This is a genomic window from Pseudomonas sp. NKUCC02_KPG (assembly GCF_019345465.1).
Lineage (GTDB): Bacteria > Pseudomonadota > Gammaproteobacteria > Pseudomonadales > Pseudomonadaceae > Aquipseudomonas.
In genome coordinates this window covers 36,888-55,132 of record NZ_JAHKRC010000023.1, presented here as the reverse complement: position 1 = coordinate 55,132, position 18,245 = coordinate 36,888, and the positions used below count along the sequence as shown (strand labels likewise).

The window sequence follows — 18,245 nt, the reverse complement described above, 5'->3', positions numbered from 1 at the left end:
GGCAACGCGGTCTGGCTGAGCCACCGCGTTGACGCCATCGCGAGCAAGCCCGCTCCCACCGTTTGATTAGTGTTGTGCTTTCAGCCAGCTTAAAACCCCCAACCCTGCGGCACGGCCACTGGCAAAACAGCCTGTGAGCAAGTAGCCGCCGGTGGGGGCTTCCCAATCAAGCATTTCGCCCGCGCAGAACACCCCCGGCAATGCCTTGAGCATCAGGTTTTCATCCACAGCCTCAAACTTCACCCCACCGGCGCTGCTGATGGCTTCGTCCAGCGGACGGGCCTTGATCAGTTTCAGGGGCAATGCCTTGATGGCCTTGGCCAATTGCGCCGGGTCGTTGAAGTGCTCCGCTGGCGCTAACTCGCGCAACAACGCGGCTTTCACGCCATCGAGCCCCAACTGGCTGTGCAAGTGCTTGCTCATCGAGCGCGAGCCGCGGGGCTTGGCCAGTGCGGCCTGGATTTTATCCACAGGCTTGTTGGGCAACAGATCGATCAGGATCGTGGCTTCACCCCGTTGATTGATCGCCTCGCGAATCGGCGCCGACCAGGCGTAAATCAAACTCCCTTCAATCCCGCTGGCGGTGATCACGCACTCGCCCAGGCGCGGCGGGCTGTGCTCCAGGGCAATGGCGATGTTTTTCAGCGGGGCACCGGCAAACTTGCTGCGCAGCACCTCGCTCCAGCCCGCCACATCAAACCCGCAATTGCTCGGCTGCAACGGCGCCAGTTCAACACCGCGCTCGGCCAGTAATGGCATCCAGGCACCGTCCGATCCCAGTCGGGCCCAACTGCCGCCGCCCAGCGCCAGCAACACCGCGTCCGGCTTCACGTGCTTCTCGCCTTCAGGGCTGTGGATCCGCAACGGGCCATCGGCGTCCCAGCCCAGCCAGCGATGGCGAGTGTGGATAACGACGCCGGAGTCGCGCAGGCGCTTGAGCCAGGCGCGCAGCAGCGGTGCGGCTTTCATATCGGTGGGGAACACCCTGCCTGAGCTGCCGACAAAGGTCTCGATGCCCAGTTCATGAATCCACTGGCACAACGCATCGGCATTGAAGGCGCGCAGCAGCGGTGCCATCTGCGGAGCACGTTCGGCGTAGCGCGACAGGAACGCCGGGTAGGCTTCGGAGTGGGTGATATTCATCCCGCCCACCCCGGCCAGCAAGAACTTGCGGCCCACCGACGGCATGCCGTCGTACAGATCAACTCGCACGCCAGCCTGGCTCAACACTTCAGCGGCCATCAAACCGGCCGGTCCACCGCCAATAATGGCGACGTGATGGGGAAGGTAGGCAGTGGAATCAGTCATGGCAGGGCTGCAAATCGGCGAAATAGGCCGGGCATTCTACCCCAAACCCTGTAGTCGCTGACGAGGTACGAGGCTGCGATGGCCTGCGAAGCAGGCCCGAAAATATGAAAGACCTTCGGCCCTTATCGCAGCCTCGTGCCTCGTCAGCGACTACATGTGCTGCAGTTGTACGAAAAACATACAGCCCTCTGAGAGCCATGTGCTTTGTGGCCTGCAGGGGCTTTCACTCAGGTTATCCACAGGCAGTTCCACAGGCATTGTGGGTAAAAAATCACACCCTAGTGACAACCCGATGACAGCCAGACCTTTTGCGCACGGTGATGCAAAATGCCATGGCGCCGGGCCAGTGCCTTGCGGTCCTTGCTGTAACCACCGCCAATCACGCCCACCACCGGAATATCGCGGCCCAGACAGTGGCGCATCACGCTTTCGTCACGGGCGCCAACCCCTTCATCGGTCAGCTTCAAATAACCCAGGGCATCGTCTTTGTGCACATCCACGCCAGCGTCGTAGAGCACCAGGTCCGGCTGATACAGGGGCAGCAGGTAATTGAGCGCCTCGTCGACCACTTGCAAGTAGTCGGCATCACCCATCCCCATCGGCAGGCCGATATCCCAGTCACTTTGGGCCTTGCGCGCCGGAAAGTTCTTTTCGCAGTGTAGGGAAACGGTAATGGCGTCCGGGGTATGTTCAAGGATCCGCGCAGTGCCATCGCCCTGATGCACGTCACAGTCAAAAATCAGCACCCGGTTGACCCGGCCGCTTTCCAGCATATAGCGGCTGATAATGGCCAGATCATTGAAGATGCAAAAGCCTGCCGGGTGATCGTAGTGGGCGTGATGGGTACCGCCCGCCAAATGGCAGGCAAGCCCGTGCTCCAGCGCCTGCTCGGCGGCCAGCAGTGAGCCGCCTACCGCACGAATGGTGCGTCGCGCCAGCGCCTCGCTCCAGGGCAAACCCAGGCGGCGCTGATCTTCGCGGGCCAGTTCGCCCGCCATATAGCGCTCGATATAGTCGCGGTCATGGGCCAGCGCAAGGATATCCACAGGGCACAGCTCGGGCCGAAGCAGGGCCGCATCGCTGGTCAGCCCGGACTCCACAAGGTGATCGCGCAACAGGCGGAATTTGTCCATAGGGAATCGATGATCCGCCGGGAACTGCGGGCTGTAGTCATCGTGGTAAATCAGCGGTACAGGCATAGGGATTTTCGCGTCGTAACGAGCGCTGGATATTAACAGCGCTGTACACTGCCGACATATGTAAAGCCCGGTAACAAATCGGAGAGAACCGATGGAGCAAATCAAAGAGCTCGAGAGTGCCCGTTTGCACTTGCGCCCCTGGCGAGACACAGACTTGCCCGAGTTCGCTGCCATGTGTGCTGACCCCCAGGTGATGCGCTATTTTCCGGCGCCCTTGAGCCGCCTCGAAAGCGCAGCGCTGATTGGGCGGATTCGCGGCCACTTTGCCGAATACGGCTACGGGTTGTGGGCGCTGGAGCGCAAGGACACGGGTGCCTTTATCGGTTTTACCGGGCTGATGAATGTCTCTTTTGACGCCTCGTTCGCCCCGGCCGTCGAAATCGGCTGGCGCCTGGCGCCTGAGCATTGGGGCCTGGGCTACGCCAGTGAGGCGGCATGGGCGGCATTGCGCTGTGCCTTCGATCGATTGGCGCTGGATCAGGTGGTGTCGTTTACCAGCCAGGTGAACCTGGCCTCCCAGAAAGTCATGCAGGCCATTGGCATGCAGCACGATCCCGACGCTGACTTTGAACATCCACGGCTGCTTGAAGGTGACGTGTTAAAGCCCCACGTGCTGTACCGCATTTCGCGGGCGCAGTGGTTGCAAACCCTGCACGGTTAAGCAGGTGCAGTAGAGCGGCGAAAGCCGGAATTTTTGACCGACGTAACGAAGATTGCGACGGTATTGCTCTGTGTGAGGAGAATCTGAATGAGCCAAGTGTTGGATGATCTGGTCAATTTGCTGACCCTGGAACCGATCGAAGAGAACCTCTTTCGCGGCAGCAGCCAGGACTTGGGATTTCGCCAGCTGTTCGGTGGTCAGGTACTCGGTCAATCACTGTCAGCCATGAGCCAGACGGTTGAAGATGCCCGTCATGTGCACTCGATGCATGGCTATTTTCTGCGCCCGGGCGATGCAAGCTTGCCCGTGGTGTATCAGGTTGACCGGGTGCGTGACGGCGGTAGCTTCAGTACGCGCCGGGTGACCGCCATTCAAAAGGGCCAGCCGATCTTTACCAGCAGCGCTTCGTTTCAATACGACGAGGGCGGTTTTGAACATCAGATCCCTATGCCTGATGTTGTAGGACCTGAGAACCTGCCTTCGGAGCTCGACATGATTCGCCAGCGCGCGGATCTGATTCCTGAGTCGATGCGTGAAAAACTGCTGTGCGCCAAGCCCATCGAGTTTCGTCCGGTGGTGGGCGAAGACCCGTTCAACCCCAAGGTCAGCGACCCGATCAAGTACGTGTGGTTTCGCGCCGACGGCACATTGCCCGACACGCCTGCGCTGCATAAATATCTGCTGGCCTACGCCTCGGACTTTGGCTTGCTGACCACCTCCTTGCTGCCCCACGGCAAAGGCGTGTGGCAAAAGGATATGCAGGTCGCCAGTCTTGATCACGCACTGTGGTTTCACGCTGACCTGCGCGCCGATGACTGGTTGCTCTATGCAATGGACAGCCCGTGGGCCGGTAATTCTCGCGGATTCTCCCGTGGCAGCGTCTACAACCGCGCAGGCCAGCTGGTTGCGTCGGTCACGCAGGAAGGTTTGATTCGCCACCGCAAGGACTGGGCATGACACTCAAGGACGTCAAACACTGGGTTTTCGACATGGACGGCACCCTGACCGTCGCCGTGCATGATTTTGCCGTGATTCGTCGGGAGCTGGAGATCCCCGTGGGTGAAGACATCCTGACCCACCTCAACGGCTTGCCCGCCGAGGTGGCGGCGGCCAAGCACGCCTGGTTGCTGGAGCACGAACGCGAACTGGCGCTGGCCTCAACGCCTGCGCCGGGGGCGGTCGAACTGGTGCGCGATCTGGTCGCCCAGGGGTGTCGTCTGGGTGTACTGACCCGTAACGCCCAGGAGCTGGCACACATCACGCTCAAGGCCATTGGCCTGGACCAGTGCTTTGCGCCACAGGATGTGTTGGGCCGTGACAACGCGGCACACAAACCTGACCCCGATGGCCTGCTACAGCTGGCGCGGGCGTGGGACATATCCCCGGCGAAGATGGTGATGGTGGGGGATTATCACTTTGACCTGGCTTGTGGTCGCGCTGCCGGCAGCAAAACCGTACTGGTCAACGTCCCCGAAAACCCGTGGCCCGAACTGACTGACTGGCACGCCAAAGACTGCTTCGAGTTGCGCCAGTTGCTCGACTGACAGGACGCTGTGGGAGCGGGCAAGCCCTGCTCCCACAGGGTTGCTCGCTAAAGCCGTGCTGCCGAAAACGTATCGCACTGATTGATATTGCCTTGCGCAAAACCGGTCTTGAACCACTTCACCCGTTGCGCCGACGTGCCGTGGGTAAAGGAGTCGGGCACTACACGGCCCTGGCCTTGTTGCTGCAAGCGATCATCGCCAATGGCGTTTGCGGCATTCAAGGCCGATTCAATGTCACCGGGTTCCAGCCAGTTCAGGCGTTTTTGCGCATGATTGGCCCACACCCCTGCCAGGCAGTCGGCTTGCAACTCCTGACGCACCAGCAAGCCGCCATCGCCTTCCATGCGTTTACCCTGCTGGCGAGCCATCTGCATTTTCGACGAGACACCCAGCAGGGTCTGCACGTGATGGCCCACCTCATGAGCGATCACATACGCCTGGGCAAAATCCCCCCCGGCCTTGAAGCGTTGCGTCATCTCCTGGAAGAAACTCATGTCCAGATAGACCTTCTGGTCGGCCGGGCAATAAAACGGCCCGCTGGCTGCCGTTGCAAAGCCGCAGGCCGAATTGACCTGGCCGCGAAACAGCACCAGGGTCGGGTCTTTATAAGTGCGACCGGCTTGCTGAAAAATCTGGCGCCAGGTGTCTTCCGTATCGCCCAGCACTGCGCGTACAAAATCGGCCTGTTCATCATTGGCCGCAGGCGCACGCCCGGCCTGTTGAGTGACCTGGGGCGAGGACTGCCCGGTGAACTCACCGCTTAACTGCCCGAGTATCTGCATGGGGTCCTGCCCGGTTAACAGACCGAAGCCGACAATCAGCACCACGGCCATCAGGCTCAGTCCCTTGCCGCCGCCAATCCGCATGCCGCCACCGCCACCGGTGCCTTGATCGCGCACGTCTTCGACGTTATCGCTGCGTCGGCCTTTTTTCCAAAGCATGGGGGTAATCCTCTGATGAATCGTAGTCACAAGTGTTGTTGCTGAGTCGGGGCTGCGCCAGCCCGGCTGTCAGACGCTTTTGGAGAGCGTTGTATCCCGTTAAAAAGACCTGAACGCCTTAATTCAGTTCCGGGCCCCGGACTGAAGTGGTTGAATACGGCACGCCGATCCCCGCCCCGGAGTTGTTAGCCCTGTGAACATTGATACCCGCATCAAGTACCGCCACCTTGTGTGCTTTCTGGAAATGGCGCGCCAGGGCAGTTTGGCGCGGGCAGCCGATGTGCTGGCAGTCAGCCAGCCAGCCATGTCCAAAACCCTCAAGGAGCTTGAGGCGCTGCTGACGGTCAGCCTGTTTGTTCGCAGTAAAAGCGGGATCACCCTGACCGAAGCCGGCGTGGCGTTCCTGCGGTATGCGACGCCCTCGGTGCAGGCATTGCGCGAAGGCGTCAATGCCCTGCGCGGCGGTGAGTATGTAGGCGGCACGGTGCGGCTGGGGGTCTTGTCGACGGTCGAAAGCCTGTTGATACCCGAACTCGTGCAGCGTCTGCATGCACGGCATTCATCGCTGGTGGTCAGCGTTGTCACCGGGCCAAGTGCCTATCTGTTATCGCAGTTAAGGGTAGGCGATGTCGATCTGGTCGTAGGGCGCATGACCGACAGCCCGGAAATTCAGGGTATGAATTTTGAACATCTCTACAGCGAATCCATGACCCTGGTAGCCCGCGCGGGTCATCCCCTGACCCAGGGCCCGCTGGACCGTACCCTGCTTGAAAACTATCCGCTGGTTTTACCGCTGGCCAACACCACCATTCGCGCCTTTGCCGACAGCCTGTTTGTACAGTGCGGCATCAGCCAGTCCCGCCAGCGTCTGGAAACCCTGTCGATTACTCTGAGTCGGCGTTATGTGCTGCGCAACGATGCGGTGTGGATTGCACCGCTGGACGCCGTGCGTCTGGATCTGGCCAGTGGCGAACTCCAGGAAATCGACCTGGGCCAGCGCGAGCCGGGCGGTTCGATCGGTATTTGCAGTAACGCCCATGTACCGATGTCGGTGGCGGCACAGGGCTGTGTGGAAGTCTTGCGCGAATTGGGGCAGGCCTACGGTGAAGGCATTTATCCATAACTAAATGGTTATGTTTAGAGCTGGCCTTTTCAGTAGTCCTGCCTCCCCTGTTGTTTGAAACTGGCGCCTGGCCTTTATAAAAACAACAGGAGATCGACATGTCTGATGCAGACAGCCGGCGCTTTATCATCCGTGACCGCAACTGGCACCCCAAAGCCCTGACCCCCGATTACAAGACATCCATTGCCCGTTCCCCGCGCCAGGCGCTGGTGAGCATTCCGCAATCGGTCAGTGAAACCAGCGGGCCTGACTTTTCCCATCTGAAGTTCGGCAAGTTCGACAACGACCTGCTGCTTAATTTCAACAATGGTGGTTTGCCGATAGGCGAGCGGATCATCCTGGCGGGGCGCGTGCGCGATCAGTACGGCAAGCCGATTCCTCATACCCTGGTTGAAATCTGGCAGGCCAACGCAGGCGGCCGGTATCGCCACAAAAACGACCGCTACCTGGCGCCGCTGGACCCAAACTTTGGCGGCGTGGGCCGCACCCTGACCGACAGCGAAGGGTATTACAGTTTTCGCACCGTCAAACCGGGGCCCTATCCTTGGCGCAACGGACCAAACGACTGGCGCCCGGCGCATATCCACGTCTCCATCAGTGGCCCGGCAATTGCCACGCGGCTGATTACCCAGCTGTATTTCGAAGGTGATCCGATGATCCCCATGTGCCCGATCGTCAAGTCGATTACCAACGCCGATGCCGTGCAAAGCCTGATCGCCCGGTTGGACATGGCTGCGGCCAATCCGATGGATTGTCTGGCGTATCGTTTTGACATCGTGCTGCGCGGTCAGCGCCAGACTCACTTCGAAAACTGCTGAGGAGCTCCGTCATGCCTATCGAACTGCTACCCGAAACCCCATCGCAAACGGCTGGCCCCTACGTGCATATCGGCCTGGCCCTGGCTGCGGCCGGCAACCCGTCGCGACCTGATGAAATCTGGAACGAGATGGCCAAGCCCGGTGCAGCGGGCGAGCCTATCGTGCTGTTTGGCAACGTTTATGACGGCAATGGCCATCTGGTGCGCGACTCCTTTCTGGAGCTGTGGCAGGCCAACCATGAAGGGGTCTATGACGAGGCGTTTGACTCGGAAAAAGCATTCAACAGCTTTGGTCGTACCGCCACCACCTTCGATGCGGGTGAGTGGACGCTGAACACCATCAAGCCGGGGGTTGTGAACAACGCAGGCGGTGTGCCGATGGCGCCGCATATCAACGTGTCGCTGTTTGCCCGTGGCATCAACATCCATTTGCAAACTCGCCTGTACTTCAGCGACGAGCCCGAGGCGAATGCCAAGTGCCCGGTGCTCAACCTGATCGAGCAGCCACAACGGCGCGAAACCTTGATCGCCCACCGTTGCGAAGTCAATGGCAAAACCGCCTACAAGTTTGATATCCGCATTCAGGGCGAAGGGGAGACGGTGTTCTTCGACTTTTAAGCGCCTGAGACACCAGCGCAAACCTTGTAGCCGCTGAGGGAGCAGCGAGGCTGCGATCGAGCGCGAAGCGGTCGTAAACTCAGAGAACGCGGTTTTTCAGGTAATAACGCGTTCACCGATATACGACCGCTTCGCGCTCGATCGCAGCCTTCGTACCTCGGCAGCGACTACGTGACTTATGTGCGGCCGCGCCGCTGCTGCCATGCCGCCGCCAGCCCGCTGATGCAGATAATCGCAATGCCGATGCGGCTGGCCAGGTCAGGCGTGTGGTCAAAAAGCAACCAGCCCAACACCCCTGAAAACACAATCTGGCAGTAGCTGAACGGCGCCAGCAATGCGGGAGCTGCCACACGAAAAGATTGGGTCAGCAGCAAATGCGCGGTCATGCCCAGGCTGCCCAGCGCCAGCATTTGCAAGCCGTGGATCAGCGTCGGCGTTTGCCAGAAAAACGGCACCAGCGCACTCATCACCAGCACATTGAACAGCCCGGCAAAAAAGTTGCTGGTGGTGGGGCTGTCGTACGCACTGAGTTTGCGCGTGAGGATCTGATAGCAGCTGAAACACAGCGCTGCCGTCATGGGCAATAACACCGCAGGCGTAAACAACTCGCCTCCCGGATGGATGATGATCACCACCCCGATAAACCCGCACACCACGGCCATCCATTGCCCGCGGGTCACGGTCTCGCCCAGTAATGGCCCGGACAATGCCGCCACCAGCAGCGGCGCCAGAAAGTTGACCGCCGTATTTTCAGCCAGTGGGATAAACAGCAACCCATAGGTGAAAAAAAGCCCTGAACCCAGCAGGCAAATGGCCCGCAACACCTGAAGCAAAGGCCGTTTACTGCGCAGTACACGCAACCCGGACTGGGGCAGAAAGATTCCCGCCATCAGTACGGTATGCACCAGGTAACGTGCCCACACCACCATCACCACCGGGTAGAAACCACTGAGGTACTTGGACAGCGCATCGTGACTGGAGAACAGCGCTGTGGCTGTCACAATCAGCAGGATGCCCTTCAGGGGTTGGTTCACCCCCGAGAGGGGTGTGGGTAGTGTCATCGAATACCTCGTTGTTCTATGCGCTAAACCTGTGGGATTTTTCGCGGCGCCATGAAGTACATCCACACTAACGCAATGAAGTACATTGCTGGAATCATGGTGAACAGTAAGGTGTAGTTATTGTTCGTGACAGTCAGCACGTAACCCACAAACTGGGTCATGAACATCCCGCCGATGGCGGCGCACATGCCGCCAAAGCCGAACACGGTGCCCATCATGTGCTTGGGCGTGTAGTCCATCACCATGCTCCACACGTTGGCCGTCCAGGCCTGGTGCGCACCCAGTGCCAGGGCAATGGCGCCCACGGCGACCCACAGTTCGCTGGAGCCTGCGGCCATCACCACGCCGATGATGCTGATCGCGCACAACAGCATCGATACCAGCCGCGCCTTGACCGCCGCCATGCCGCGCTTGATCAGGACCGAAGACAGAATCCCGCCGCCCACACTGCCGAAGTCGGCGGTGATGTAGATGATGATCAGCGGGATGCCCATTTGGGTCACGCTGATGCCCAGGTTGTATTGCTGGTTGAGAAACGGCGGCAGCCAGTACAGGTAGAACCAGAACACGGGAGCCGTCATGGCGTAGGACAAGGCGAATGCCCAGGTGCCGCGCATCTTGAGGATGGTGCCGAAAGAGACGGTGGTTTGCTCAGGCTCTTTTTCTTGCTGGATGTAAGCCAGTTCCTCTTTGCTAACGGTTGGGTGATCTTCAGGGTTGTAGTACTTCAAGCCCCAAAAGATCAGCCAGACACCGCCCAAGGCCGCCATACACAGAAAGGCTGCCTGCCAGCCCCACACGTGCAGCACCAATGGCAGCATCATGGGGGTGAACATGGCGCCCACGTTGGTACCGGCGTTGAAGATCCCGCTGGCCACGGCCCGCTCGCTGGCCGGGAACCACAGCCGCGTGGTTTTTACGCAGGCCGGGTAATTGGCTGCTTCAGTCAGGCCGAGAATGAAGCGGCAAATCATAAAGCCCGCCGCTGACGTGGCCAGGCCATGAGCACCGGTGGCCAGGCTCCAGAGCAACACGGCGCAGAAGAACACGCGCTTGACCCCAACCCGGTCGATCAGGCGGCCTTGCAGCACGAAGCCAATGGCATAGCCCACCTGAAACCAGAAGTTGATGTTGGCGTAGTCCATCGCCGTCCAGCTCATCTCTTTGGCCAGGATCGGTTGCATGACGCCCAGGGCGGCGCGGTCGATAAAATTCAGTGTGGTAGCGAAAAACACCAGTGCGAGCATGCCCCAACGGGTTTTGCCAGTCGCCAGGGTGCCGCGAATCTTGTCACCCATTCCTGCGTTTGGAGCGTGGGCAGGGGTAGTGCGTGCAGTCGGAGAAGGGACCATGGATGTTTACCCGTTTCTTGGAATTTTTATGTGGTGTTGCACAACAGTTGACGCAAGAAGTACGGGGTTGATGGTGGCGAGTGGACAAAAAATCGTCAATTCAAGATAGGCCATAATGTTCGATAATCGCACGCAAAACTAACCGGTTGGTACAGATTGGTTGCTCAATAATAGGGCGCCCTTAATAATCAAGCCATTAAGAAATGCCGTCGCCTGCAGGCTGCGCCAATCCTGGGAGTTTTAAATGAAGCGTTCGATCGCCACGGTTTCCTTGAGCGGCACCTTGCCAGAGAAGCTGGACGCCATTGCGGCGGCAGGTTTTGACGGGGTCGAGATCTTTGAGAACGACCTGCTGTATTACGACGGCAGCCCCCGTGAAGTCCGTCAGATGTGCACCGATCTGGGGCTTGAAATCAGCTTGTTCCAGCCGTTTCGTGATTTCGAGGGGTGCCGCCGCGATCGTCTCGCCCGCAACCTTGATCGCGCCGAGCGCAAGTTTGATTTGATGCAGGAGCTGGGCACCGACCTGGTGCTGGTGTGCAGTAACGCTTCGCCCGACTCGGTGGGCGATCGCCAGATTCTGCTGGATGACCTGAGCATGCTCGCCGAACGTGCGGGGGCGCGCAACCTGCGCATTGGTTACGAAGCGCTGGCCTGGGGGCGTCACGTCAATACCTGGCAACAGGTCTGGGATCTGGTGCGCCAGATCGACCATCCGAATCTTGGGGTATTGCTCGACAGCTTCCACACCCTGTCGCTCAAGGGCGATCCAGGCGCCATTGCGCAGATTCCCGGCGACAAGATCTTCTTTGTACAAATGGCTGACGCACCGATTCTGGCCATGGATGTGCTGGAATGGAGTCGTCATTTCCGTTGTTTCCCAGGGCAGGGCGAGTTTGATCTGCCGGGCTTTTTGGCGCCGATCATACAAAGTGGCTACACAGGGCCTTTGTCGCTGGAAATCTTCAATGATGGTTTTCGGGCAGCTCCACCGCGGGCCAATGCGGCCGATGGCTTGCGTTCGTTGTTGTACCTCGAAGAGAAGACCCGCGAACGGCTTGTGCAGCAAGCGGCCCCGGCCGCGACGCTTGAACCCTTGTTTGCACCGCCTCAAGCCAGTCAGTACGACGGTATCGAGTTCCTCGAATTTGCCGTGGATGAAAGCCAGGGCGCGCAGCTGACTCACTGGCTCGAACGCCTGGGGTTCAGCAAGGCCGGGCAGCACCGTTCAAAGAACGTGAGCTTGCTGCGCCAGGGCGACATCAACCTGATCCTCAACGCTGAACCCTATTCGTTCGCCCATAACTTTTTTGAGGCCCACGGCCCATCGTTGTGCGCCACTGCACTGCGTGTGCAGGACAGCAGCAGCGCCCTGGCCCGTGCCGTGGCCTACAAGGGGCAGCCCTATCGCGGGCTGGTCGGCCCCAATGAGCTGGAGCTGGCGGCGGTGCGCGCACCGGATGGCAGCCTGATTTATCTGGTGGACAAAGACGCTGCCGGCAAGCCGCTGTATGAGTCGGACTTCACCATCACGCCAACTCCTTCAGCCCAGGGCGGGCTCAAGCGCATCGACCACATGGCAATGGCTCTGCCCGCCGACAGCCTCGACAGCTGGGTACTGTTCTATAAAAGCCTTCTGGATTTCGAGGCTGATGATGAAGTGGTGCTGCCGGACCCTTATGGGCTGGTCAAGAGCCGGGCATTGCGCAGTCGATGCAGCTCGATTCGTTTGCCGTTGAATATTTCAGAGAACAGAAACACCGCCATCTCACATGCCCTGTCGAGTTATCGTGGCTCAGGTGTGCATCACATTGCCTTTGAATGTGACGACCTGTTTGCTGAAGTCAGCCGTGCCAAGGCTGCGGGCGTGCCGCTGCTGGATATCCCGCTCAACTACTATGACGACCTGGCCGCGCGGTTTGATTTCGATGATGAGTTCTTGAGCGAACTGGCCTATTTCAACGTGCTGTACGACCGGGATGCCCAAGGCGGCGAGTTGTTTCATGTGTATACGGAAGCCTTTGAGGGGCGTTTCTTCTTCGAGCTTCTGCAGCGCAAAAATGGCTATGCCGGGTACGGTGCTGCAAACGTAGCGGTGCGTCTGGCCGCCATGGCCAAGTCGCGCAGTGGCGCGGTGCGTCAGGCAAAACTGTAGGGCGACTTCCTTCATTGAGCAGGGCGCCCCATAATCGCGGGCATTCCAATATGGCCGTGAACCTTACATGACCGACATTCCAGAACTCGACACCGGCGCCACGGCACCGGTCGTCGAACCGCGCAAGAGCCGTAAGAACAACCCTGAGAAGACGCGGGAAAATATCCTGCAAGAAGCCATTGTCGAGTTCGTGGAACAAGGGTTGGCGGGCGCTCGCGTGGACGCCATCGCAGAGCGTACCAAGACCTCCAAGCGCATGATCTATTACTACTTCACCAGTAAGGAGCAGCTCTACGTCGAGGTGCTGGAGAAGCTCTACGGCGAAATCCGCAGCATCGAAAGTCGCTTGAACCTGGATCAGCTCGAGCCGGTAGAAGCCATTCTGCGGCTGGTGGAGTTCACCTTCGACCACCACGACATGAACGCGGATTTTGTGCGCATTGTCAGCATCGAAAATATCCACAAGGGTGAGTACATCAAGCGTTCGGAAGGCATCAAGGCCATGAACGACACGATTGTGCATGCCCTGGAGAACATCCTGCGACGCGGCGTTGAACAAAAGGTATTCCGTGCGGGGCTGAACCCGCTGGATGTTCATTTACTGGTCAGTTCATTCTGTTTTTATCGAGTGTCGAACCGGTACACCCTGGGTGAGATTTTTCAGGTCGACTTTTCCGATCTGCAGGTCAAGCAGCGTCAGCGCGACATGATGTGTGACGCAGTGTTGCGTTATTTACAGGCATGACCGGGCGCCACATTTCTGGAAATGAAATCCAATACTAATTGAAAATCATTCTCGACAAAAAGTAAGATAGCCGCCCCTTTCCTTCATGCTCAGGGAGTCGGTTTGTCGGATATGGATCTCAAAGGCTTGTTCCTCAAGCATGCCGGTACCCTGCGCGGGTATCTGGCGCGCAAGGTGCGAGACCCTCAGCTGGCCGCAGACCTGGTGCAGGAAAGTTTTCTGCGCATGGCCGAGCGTGGGCGCAAGGAGCACATCGACAACACCCCCGGCTATCTGTATCGCATCGCGGGCAACCTGTTGGTCGATCACATTCGCCAGGAAACCCGACGCAAGACCGACTCGGTTGCCCACGAAGCACTGGCCGAAATCGAAGATGAACTGGCAGGGCTGGAGGCCCAGGCGATGGCTGAACAACAGCGCATGGCTCTAAAGCAGGCATTGTCCGAATTGCCGGAACGCACGCAGGAGATCTTTCGCCTCAATCGCATCGAGGGCATGACCCATGCTCAAGTTGCGCGCCATCTTGAAATTTCTGACAGCTCAGTGCAAAAGCATCTGTCAAAAGCCTTGGCCTACGTCATGCAGCGCCTACAAGAGCCTGAGAAATAATATTCAAATATGTAGATGAATGGCTTACTGAGTTTTAGCCGGCGAGACGTCACTGCTTATATATAACGAGAAATAGAGATTCACACCTGATGAGCCAAGGCCCCGAACAGCAGAGCATTACTGAAGCGGCCGCCGAGTGGGCGGTGCGTCTGCACGCGGGTGCGTTGAGCGAAGACACCCGGGCGCAACTGGACCTGTGGCTGGCCGCCGATGAGCGCCATGCCCCGGCGTTACGTTTCGCCGAGCAGACCTGGGCGGCGCTGGGGGCGCTGGCGCTGGAGGCCAGGCCCGCCGGGCATCGCCTGTCACCGCCCGCCGCCCGCCCCGTGCCGGTGACTCGACGCCGGCGCCCGCTGCGTTGGGCCGGGCGTGCGGCGGTGCTGTCGCTGGTGCTGGCGGTCGGCTGGATCAGCGGCCCGACCCTGCTGCTTCAAATGCAGGCGGACTACCGCACGGGTGCAGGAGAAATCCGAACCGTTCAACTCGCCGATGGCAGTTCGGTCGAGCTGGACGCATCCAGTGCAATCAGCATCGACTACGACACCCGCGAGCGGCGGATCAGATTGCTTTCGGGGGCGGCCGTATTTGACGTGTCGCCCATGGGCGAAGCCGAAACCCGGCCTTTTGTAGTGCAAAGTGCGGGTGGGCGAACCCGGGCGCTGGGCACGCAATTTGTGGTTGGTCGGGAAAGCAGCGACCAGGCATGGGTCGGGGTGTTGCAGCACAGCGTTGCGGTCAGCCTGTTGACCCCGCCGGTTCAAGGCGCGGCGCAGCAAACCCTGGAAGAAGGCCAAAGCGCCCGCTACAGCGCACAGGAGGGTGTACAAAAACTACCCGGTTTCGACCTCAACGCGGCCACCAGTTGGCGCCGTGGTGTACTGGTCTTTGACCGTCAACCGCTGGCCCACGTGATCGAACAGCTCAACCGCTATCGCCCCGGCCAGATTGTATTGGCCAATCCTGCCCTGGCCAGTCGACAGGTCAGCGGCGTATTCCGCCTCGAAATGCTCGACAGCGCGCTGCACACCCTCACCCAGGAGTTGCATGTGCAGCGCGTCGAACTGGCGGGCGTGAGCCTGGTGTACTGAGCCACCACCCATCCTGTGGGAGCCGGCTTGCCTGCGATGCAGACCGCGCGGTGTGTCAGGCAGATTGCAGTGCTGCTATCGCGAGCAAGCCCGCTCCCACAGGGCCCTCCAGCGCTTTTTGAACATTAATCGCAAAAACCTTTACTGACTTCACCCCGACGTTACGTCTTGCTATTGAGATTCATTCGCAAAGCAGCTCGTAAGCCTGGGGAAAATAAAAATGATGGGTAGTCAGCGCAAAGGGGTGCATTCCGCAAGCCGGTTAGCCTTTGCTGTTCATATCGCACTGTTTGCGTCGCTGGCGGTGCAAGCGCCGGTACAGGCCGCTGAAAAAGTCAGCAGCGCCGTGCAACAAGAATTTATCGCCTTCCATATTCCGGCCCAGCCGCTGGACAAGGCCGTGCTGATTTTTGCCGAGCAGGCTGGCCTGCAAGTGCTGTTCGACAGCCAGATGCTGCAAGGCCTGAAATCCGTAGCACTCAATGGCGACTTCGGCGTACAGGAAGGTCTGGCCCGTTTGCTGGGCGGCAATCCGGTGGAGTACCGCTTTACCGGCGAACGCCAGGTCACCCTGACCCGCGTCAGCGGCGAACACAATGGCGCACTGGCATTGGGCACTACTTCGGTAACGGCCAGCGAAGGCAATAGTGGGGATTGGGTGTATCAGACGCCATCTTCTGTAGCGGTCATTACTCGCGAGCAAATCAACAAGCGCGCCCCACGCCACGCAGCGGACATGCTCGAAGAAACCACGGGCGTGTACACCGCCGTCAATCAGCGTGACCAGGGCCTGTCGGTCAACATCCGCGGTATTCAGGACTACGGCCGGGTCAACATGAACGTTGACGGCATGCGCCAGAATTTCAACGTTAACGGCCACCAGCAGCGCAACGGCGTGATGTTGATCGACCCGGAAATGGTCTCCAGCGTTGAAATCGATAAAGGCGCCCAGTCCGGCATGGGCGGTGCGGGCGTATTGGGGGGCATTGCCAGCTTTAACACCCTGCAAGCCAGCGAGTTCCTGGAAGACGGCAAAGAGTACGGCGGGCGCATCCGGGCCGGCAGCGGTATCGGTAAATTGGGTAACGGCACCTATTTCAATGGCGGTGGCGTCTTCGCATTTGGCAATGAACTTGGCGATATTTTGGTTGCTTATAGCGAACGCCATTTTGGTGACTACCGTACCGGTCGGCAAAACGCCGATAACCTGGGCGTAAATATTCGCAACAAGAACAAATATCGCGAAGCCTGGACAGACTGGCTGACCAGTGAAGTAGGCGATACCGGCAGCGTGACCCGTTCGCAGATGGTCAAGCTCGGGCTGAACCTGCCCAACGACCAGCGAGCGCAGTTCACTTACCTGGAAACCGACAGCGATAGCGCTGACGCATGGACCAACCTCAATGCGACGCAGGATGGTTACGACTATGTGCGTACCGGTAAAAGCAATATCAATACCGGCAACCTGGCGCTGGATTACAGCTACAACCCGGATAACGAGCTGATCGACTTCAAAAGTAAACTTTATTACGTCAATACGCAGCTTGATCGGCGTAATGCCCCCCACAAAGCGTCGGCTAATAGTGGTAATGCATTTGATGGTTACGAAGATGAGTTTCGCACCAGCACATGGGGTTTTCAGGTAGAAAACACGTCCCGGTTTGACTTCAACAACTACGGGCAACTGAGCTGGAACTATGGCCTGGAAAGCTATCAGGACATTTTGAAATCCAAGAACAATCTGGTGCCGGCCGAGAACGAGAACGATCTGCCCTGGGTCGAGGGGGCAGACCCGGAAGGCAAACGCACCATGGCCAGCCTGTTCAATAACCTGCACTACCAGTACAGCTATTGGCTGGCGCTGGATGCCGGGTTGCGTTATGACCGCTATCGCCTGGAAGGCAAAACGGGCATGAGTTTATGGCAAGCGCCGGTCACTCCAGGGGAGAATGGTGGCGAGGTGATGACCTCGGGTTCTTCTGTAAGAAATGTTTATTTCTATGATTCAGATCGTGAAGAAGGCAAGTTTTCACCGACGTTTGGTATAGGGATAAAGCCCGGAGTTGACTGGTTGCAGTTCTATGGGCGATGGGGCCAAGGCTGGCGCCCGCCGGCGGTGACTGAGGTGTTTATGACCGGGCGGCCCCATGGGGGGAATGCACCGGAGCGGGTTTACCCCAATCCATACCTGAAAGCTGAGGAAAACCGGGAATGGGAGTTCGGTTTAAATATCTTTAAAGAATCCCTGTTCTTTAATAATGACCGGCTTGGAGTAAAAGTTGCTTACTTTGATAATAACATCAAGAATTTTTCATTTTTACACTATGGTGTCTCTCTTCCAGGGTCGGCGGATGTCGTCGGGTCGGGTCGCTCTGCGTATGTGAATAACCAAGCGGAGACCCGGTTTCGCGGCGTTGAATATCAGTTGAATTACGATATGGGACGGTTGTATACCAACCTGAGTTACACGCATATGATTGGCAGTAATGAGTTTTGCTCAAGTGGGTACTATATGGGCGGCGCCAAGAAAAGGGGCGAGGTTGTTAAGATAATCAGGACGCCCTACACCCGGCCTAATGGCAAGATTGGCTACATCAATACTAGAGTCTCTGAATGGCTCGATGACCCGGACAGAAACAACAAAATCGATTGCGGATCTACTATGGGTAATGCGGCATATATGCCCGCAGATCGAGGGTCTCTAACAGTGGGTGCTCGTTTCCTTGAGCGGCGCCTGGACACGGGGATACGCTTTCGCTACAGCCCTGGTAATGGCGCGGGTCTGAATGAATGGAGTTACTCCGGTATAGAGCAAGCACACTGGCCTAAATACAGCGTGTACGACCTGTATGCAAGTTACTGGCCGACGGACACGTTGAATATTACCTTGTCATTAGAGAACGCTACCGACGAAGCCTACTTTGTGGCCATGGGCGATGCCAATAACTTGAGTATGGCGCGCGGTCGGACATTGAGTGGCATGCTCGAATATAAATTCTAAATAACGGACTGTTTGCTTCGTTA

General features: G+C 58.4%; 16 protein-coding genes. 11 read left to right on the top strand and 5 right to left on the bottom strand.

Features of this window, described 5'->3' with window-relative positions:
* Positions 1-66: 66 nt before the first annotated feature.
* Together KO536_RS23350 and KO536_RS23345 are read right to left on the bottom strand one after the other, a co-directional pair.
* Entirely contained in the window at positions 67-1,308 is a 1,242-nt protein-coding gene (locus KO536_RS23350; protein ID WP_219263157.1) for a TIGR03862 family flavoprotein, read from the bottom strand.
* 278 nt (positions 1,309-1,586) lie between these two features.
* Positions 1,587-2,507, bottom strand: coding sequence for a histone deacetylase (locus tag KO536_RS23345; RefSeq protein ID WP_133076971.1), 921 nt, complete (start codon positions 2,505-2,507; stop codon positions 1,587-1,589).
* A gap of 91 nt (positions 2,508-2,598) precedes the next feature.
* On the opposite strand from KO536_RS23345, the gene KO536_RS23340 reads away from it, so the two are divergent.
* From KO536_RS23340 to KO536_RS23330, 3 genes are all read left to right on the top strand, one after another.
* A complete protein-coding gene (locus KO536_RS23340) occupies positions 2,599-3,168 on the top strand; it encodes a GNAT family N-acetyltransferase (protein ID WP_133076970.1) in 570 nt (189 codons plus the stop codon).
* An 87-nt stretch (positions 3,169-3,255) separates the two neighbouring features.
* Entirely contained in the window at positions 3,256-4,125 is an 870-nt protein-coding gene (gene tesB, locus KO536_RS23335; protein ID WP_133076969.1) for an acyl-CoA thioesterase II, read from the top strand.
* Positions 4,122-4,712, top strand: a complete 591-nt coding sequence (locus KO536_RS23330; RefSeq protein ID WP_133076968.1) for an HAD family hydrolase — start codon at positions 4,122-4,124, stop codon at positions 4,710-4,712. Before tesB ends, KO536_RS23330 begins: the two co-directional genes overlap by 4 nt.
* A 47-nt stretch (positions 4,713-4,759) precedes the next feature.
* Here the strand turns inward: KO536_RS23330 and KO536_RS23325 are convergent, their stop codons facing one another.
* Positions 4,760-5,653 (bottom strand): neutral zinc metallopeptidase, encoded by an 894-nt coding sequence (locus KO536_RS23325; protein ID WP_133076967.1) that lies wholly within the window; start codon positions 5,651-5,653, stop codon positions 4,760-4,762.
* Positions 5,654-5,846: 193 nt separating this feature from the next.
* Between KO536_RS23325 and pcaQ the strand changes: the two genes are divergently transcribed.
* From pcaQ to pcaG, 3 genes are all read left to right on the top strand, one after another.
* Positions 5,847-6,776 (top strand): pca operon transcription factor PcaQ, encoded by a 930-nt coding sequence (gene pcaQ, locus KO536_RS23320; RefSeq protein ID WP_133076966.1) that lies wholly within the window; start codon positions 5,847-5,849, stop codon positions 6,774-6,776.
* Between the two features lie 98 nt (positions 6,777-6,874).
* Positions 6,875-7,594, top strand: coding sequence for a protocatechuate 3,4-dioxygenase subunit beta (pcaH, locus tag KO536_RS23315; protein ID WP_133076965.1), 720 nt, complete (start codon positions 6,875-6,877; stop codon positions 7,592-7,594).
* Between the two features lie 11 nt (positions 7,595-7,605).
* Positions 7,606-8,211, top strand: coding sequence for a protocatechuate 3,4-dioxygenase subunit alpha (pcaG, locus tag KO536_RS23310; RefSeq protein ID WP_219263156.1), 606 nt, complete (start codon positions 7,606-7,608; stop codon positions 8,209-8,211).
* 176 nt (positions 8,212-8,387) lie between these two features.
* Here pcaG and KO536_RS23305 read toward each other — a convergent pair whose 3' ends face one another.
* Together KO536_RS23305 and KO536_RS23300 are read right to left on the bottom strand one after the other, a co-directional pair.
* Positions 8,388-9,272: a DMT family transporter gene (locus KO536_RS23305; RefSeq protein WP_133076963.1), complete on the bottom strand. Its 885-nt coding sequence runs from the start codon at positions 9,270-9,272 to the stop codon at positions 8,388-8,390.
* A gap of 23 nt (positions 9,273-9,295) precedes the next feature.
* Complete coding sequence (locus KO536_RS23300; protein WP_133076962.1) at positions 9,296-10,624, bottom strand: MFS transporter; 1,329 nt, start codon at positions 10,622-10,624, stop codon at positions 9,296-9,298.
* Between the two features lie 244 nt (positions 10,625-10,868).
* Here KO536_RS23300 and quiC point away from each other — a divergent pair, with 244 nt between their 5' ends.
* The 5 genes from quiC (at position 10,869) to KO536_RS23275 (ending at position 18,222) form a co-directional block, all read left to right on the top strand.
* The gene (gene quiC, locus KO536_RS23295; protein ID WP_133076961.1) at positions 10,869-12,779 is read left to right on the top strand and encodes a 3-dehydroshikimate dehydratase QuiC; all 1,911 of its coding nucleotides are present in this window, start codon (positions 10,869-10,871) and stop codon (positions 12,777-12,779) included.
* Positions 12,780-12,846: 67 nt separating this feature from the next.
* Positions 12,847-13,524 (top strand): TetR/AcrR family transcriptional regulator, encoded by a 678-nt coding sequence (locus KO536_RS23290; RefSeq protein WP_133076960.1) that lies wholly within the window; start codon positions 12,847-12,849, stop codon positions 13,522-13,524.
* A 102-nt stretch (positions 13,525-13,626) separates the two neighbouring features.
* Positions 13,627-14,133: an RNA polymerase sigma factor gene (locus KO536_RS23285; RefSeq protein ID WP_046810569.1), complete on the top strand. Its 507-nt coding sequence runs from the start codon at positions 13,627-13,629 to the stop codon at positions 14,131-14,133.
* Between the two features lie 86 nt (positions 14,134-14,219).
* On the top strand, positions 14,220-15,221 hold the full coding sequence (locus tag KO536_RS23280; protein WP_219263160.1) for a FecR family protein: 1,002 nt from the start codon (positions 14,220-14,222) through the stop codon (positions 15,219-15,221).
* A 220-nt stretch (positions 15,222-15,441) separates the two neighbouring features.
* A complete protein-coding gene (locus KO536_RS23275; RefSeq protein ID WP_219263155.1) occupies positions 15,442-18,222 on the top strand; it encodes a TonB-dependent receptor in 2,781 nt (926 codons plus the stop codon).
* The last annotated feature ends 23 nt before the right edge of the window (positions 18,223-18,245 follow it).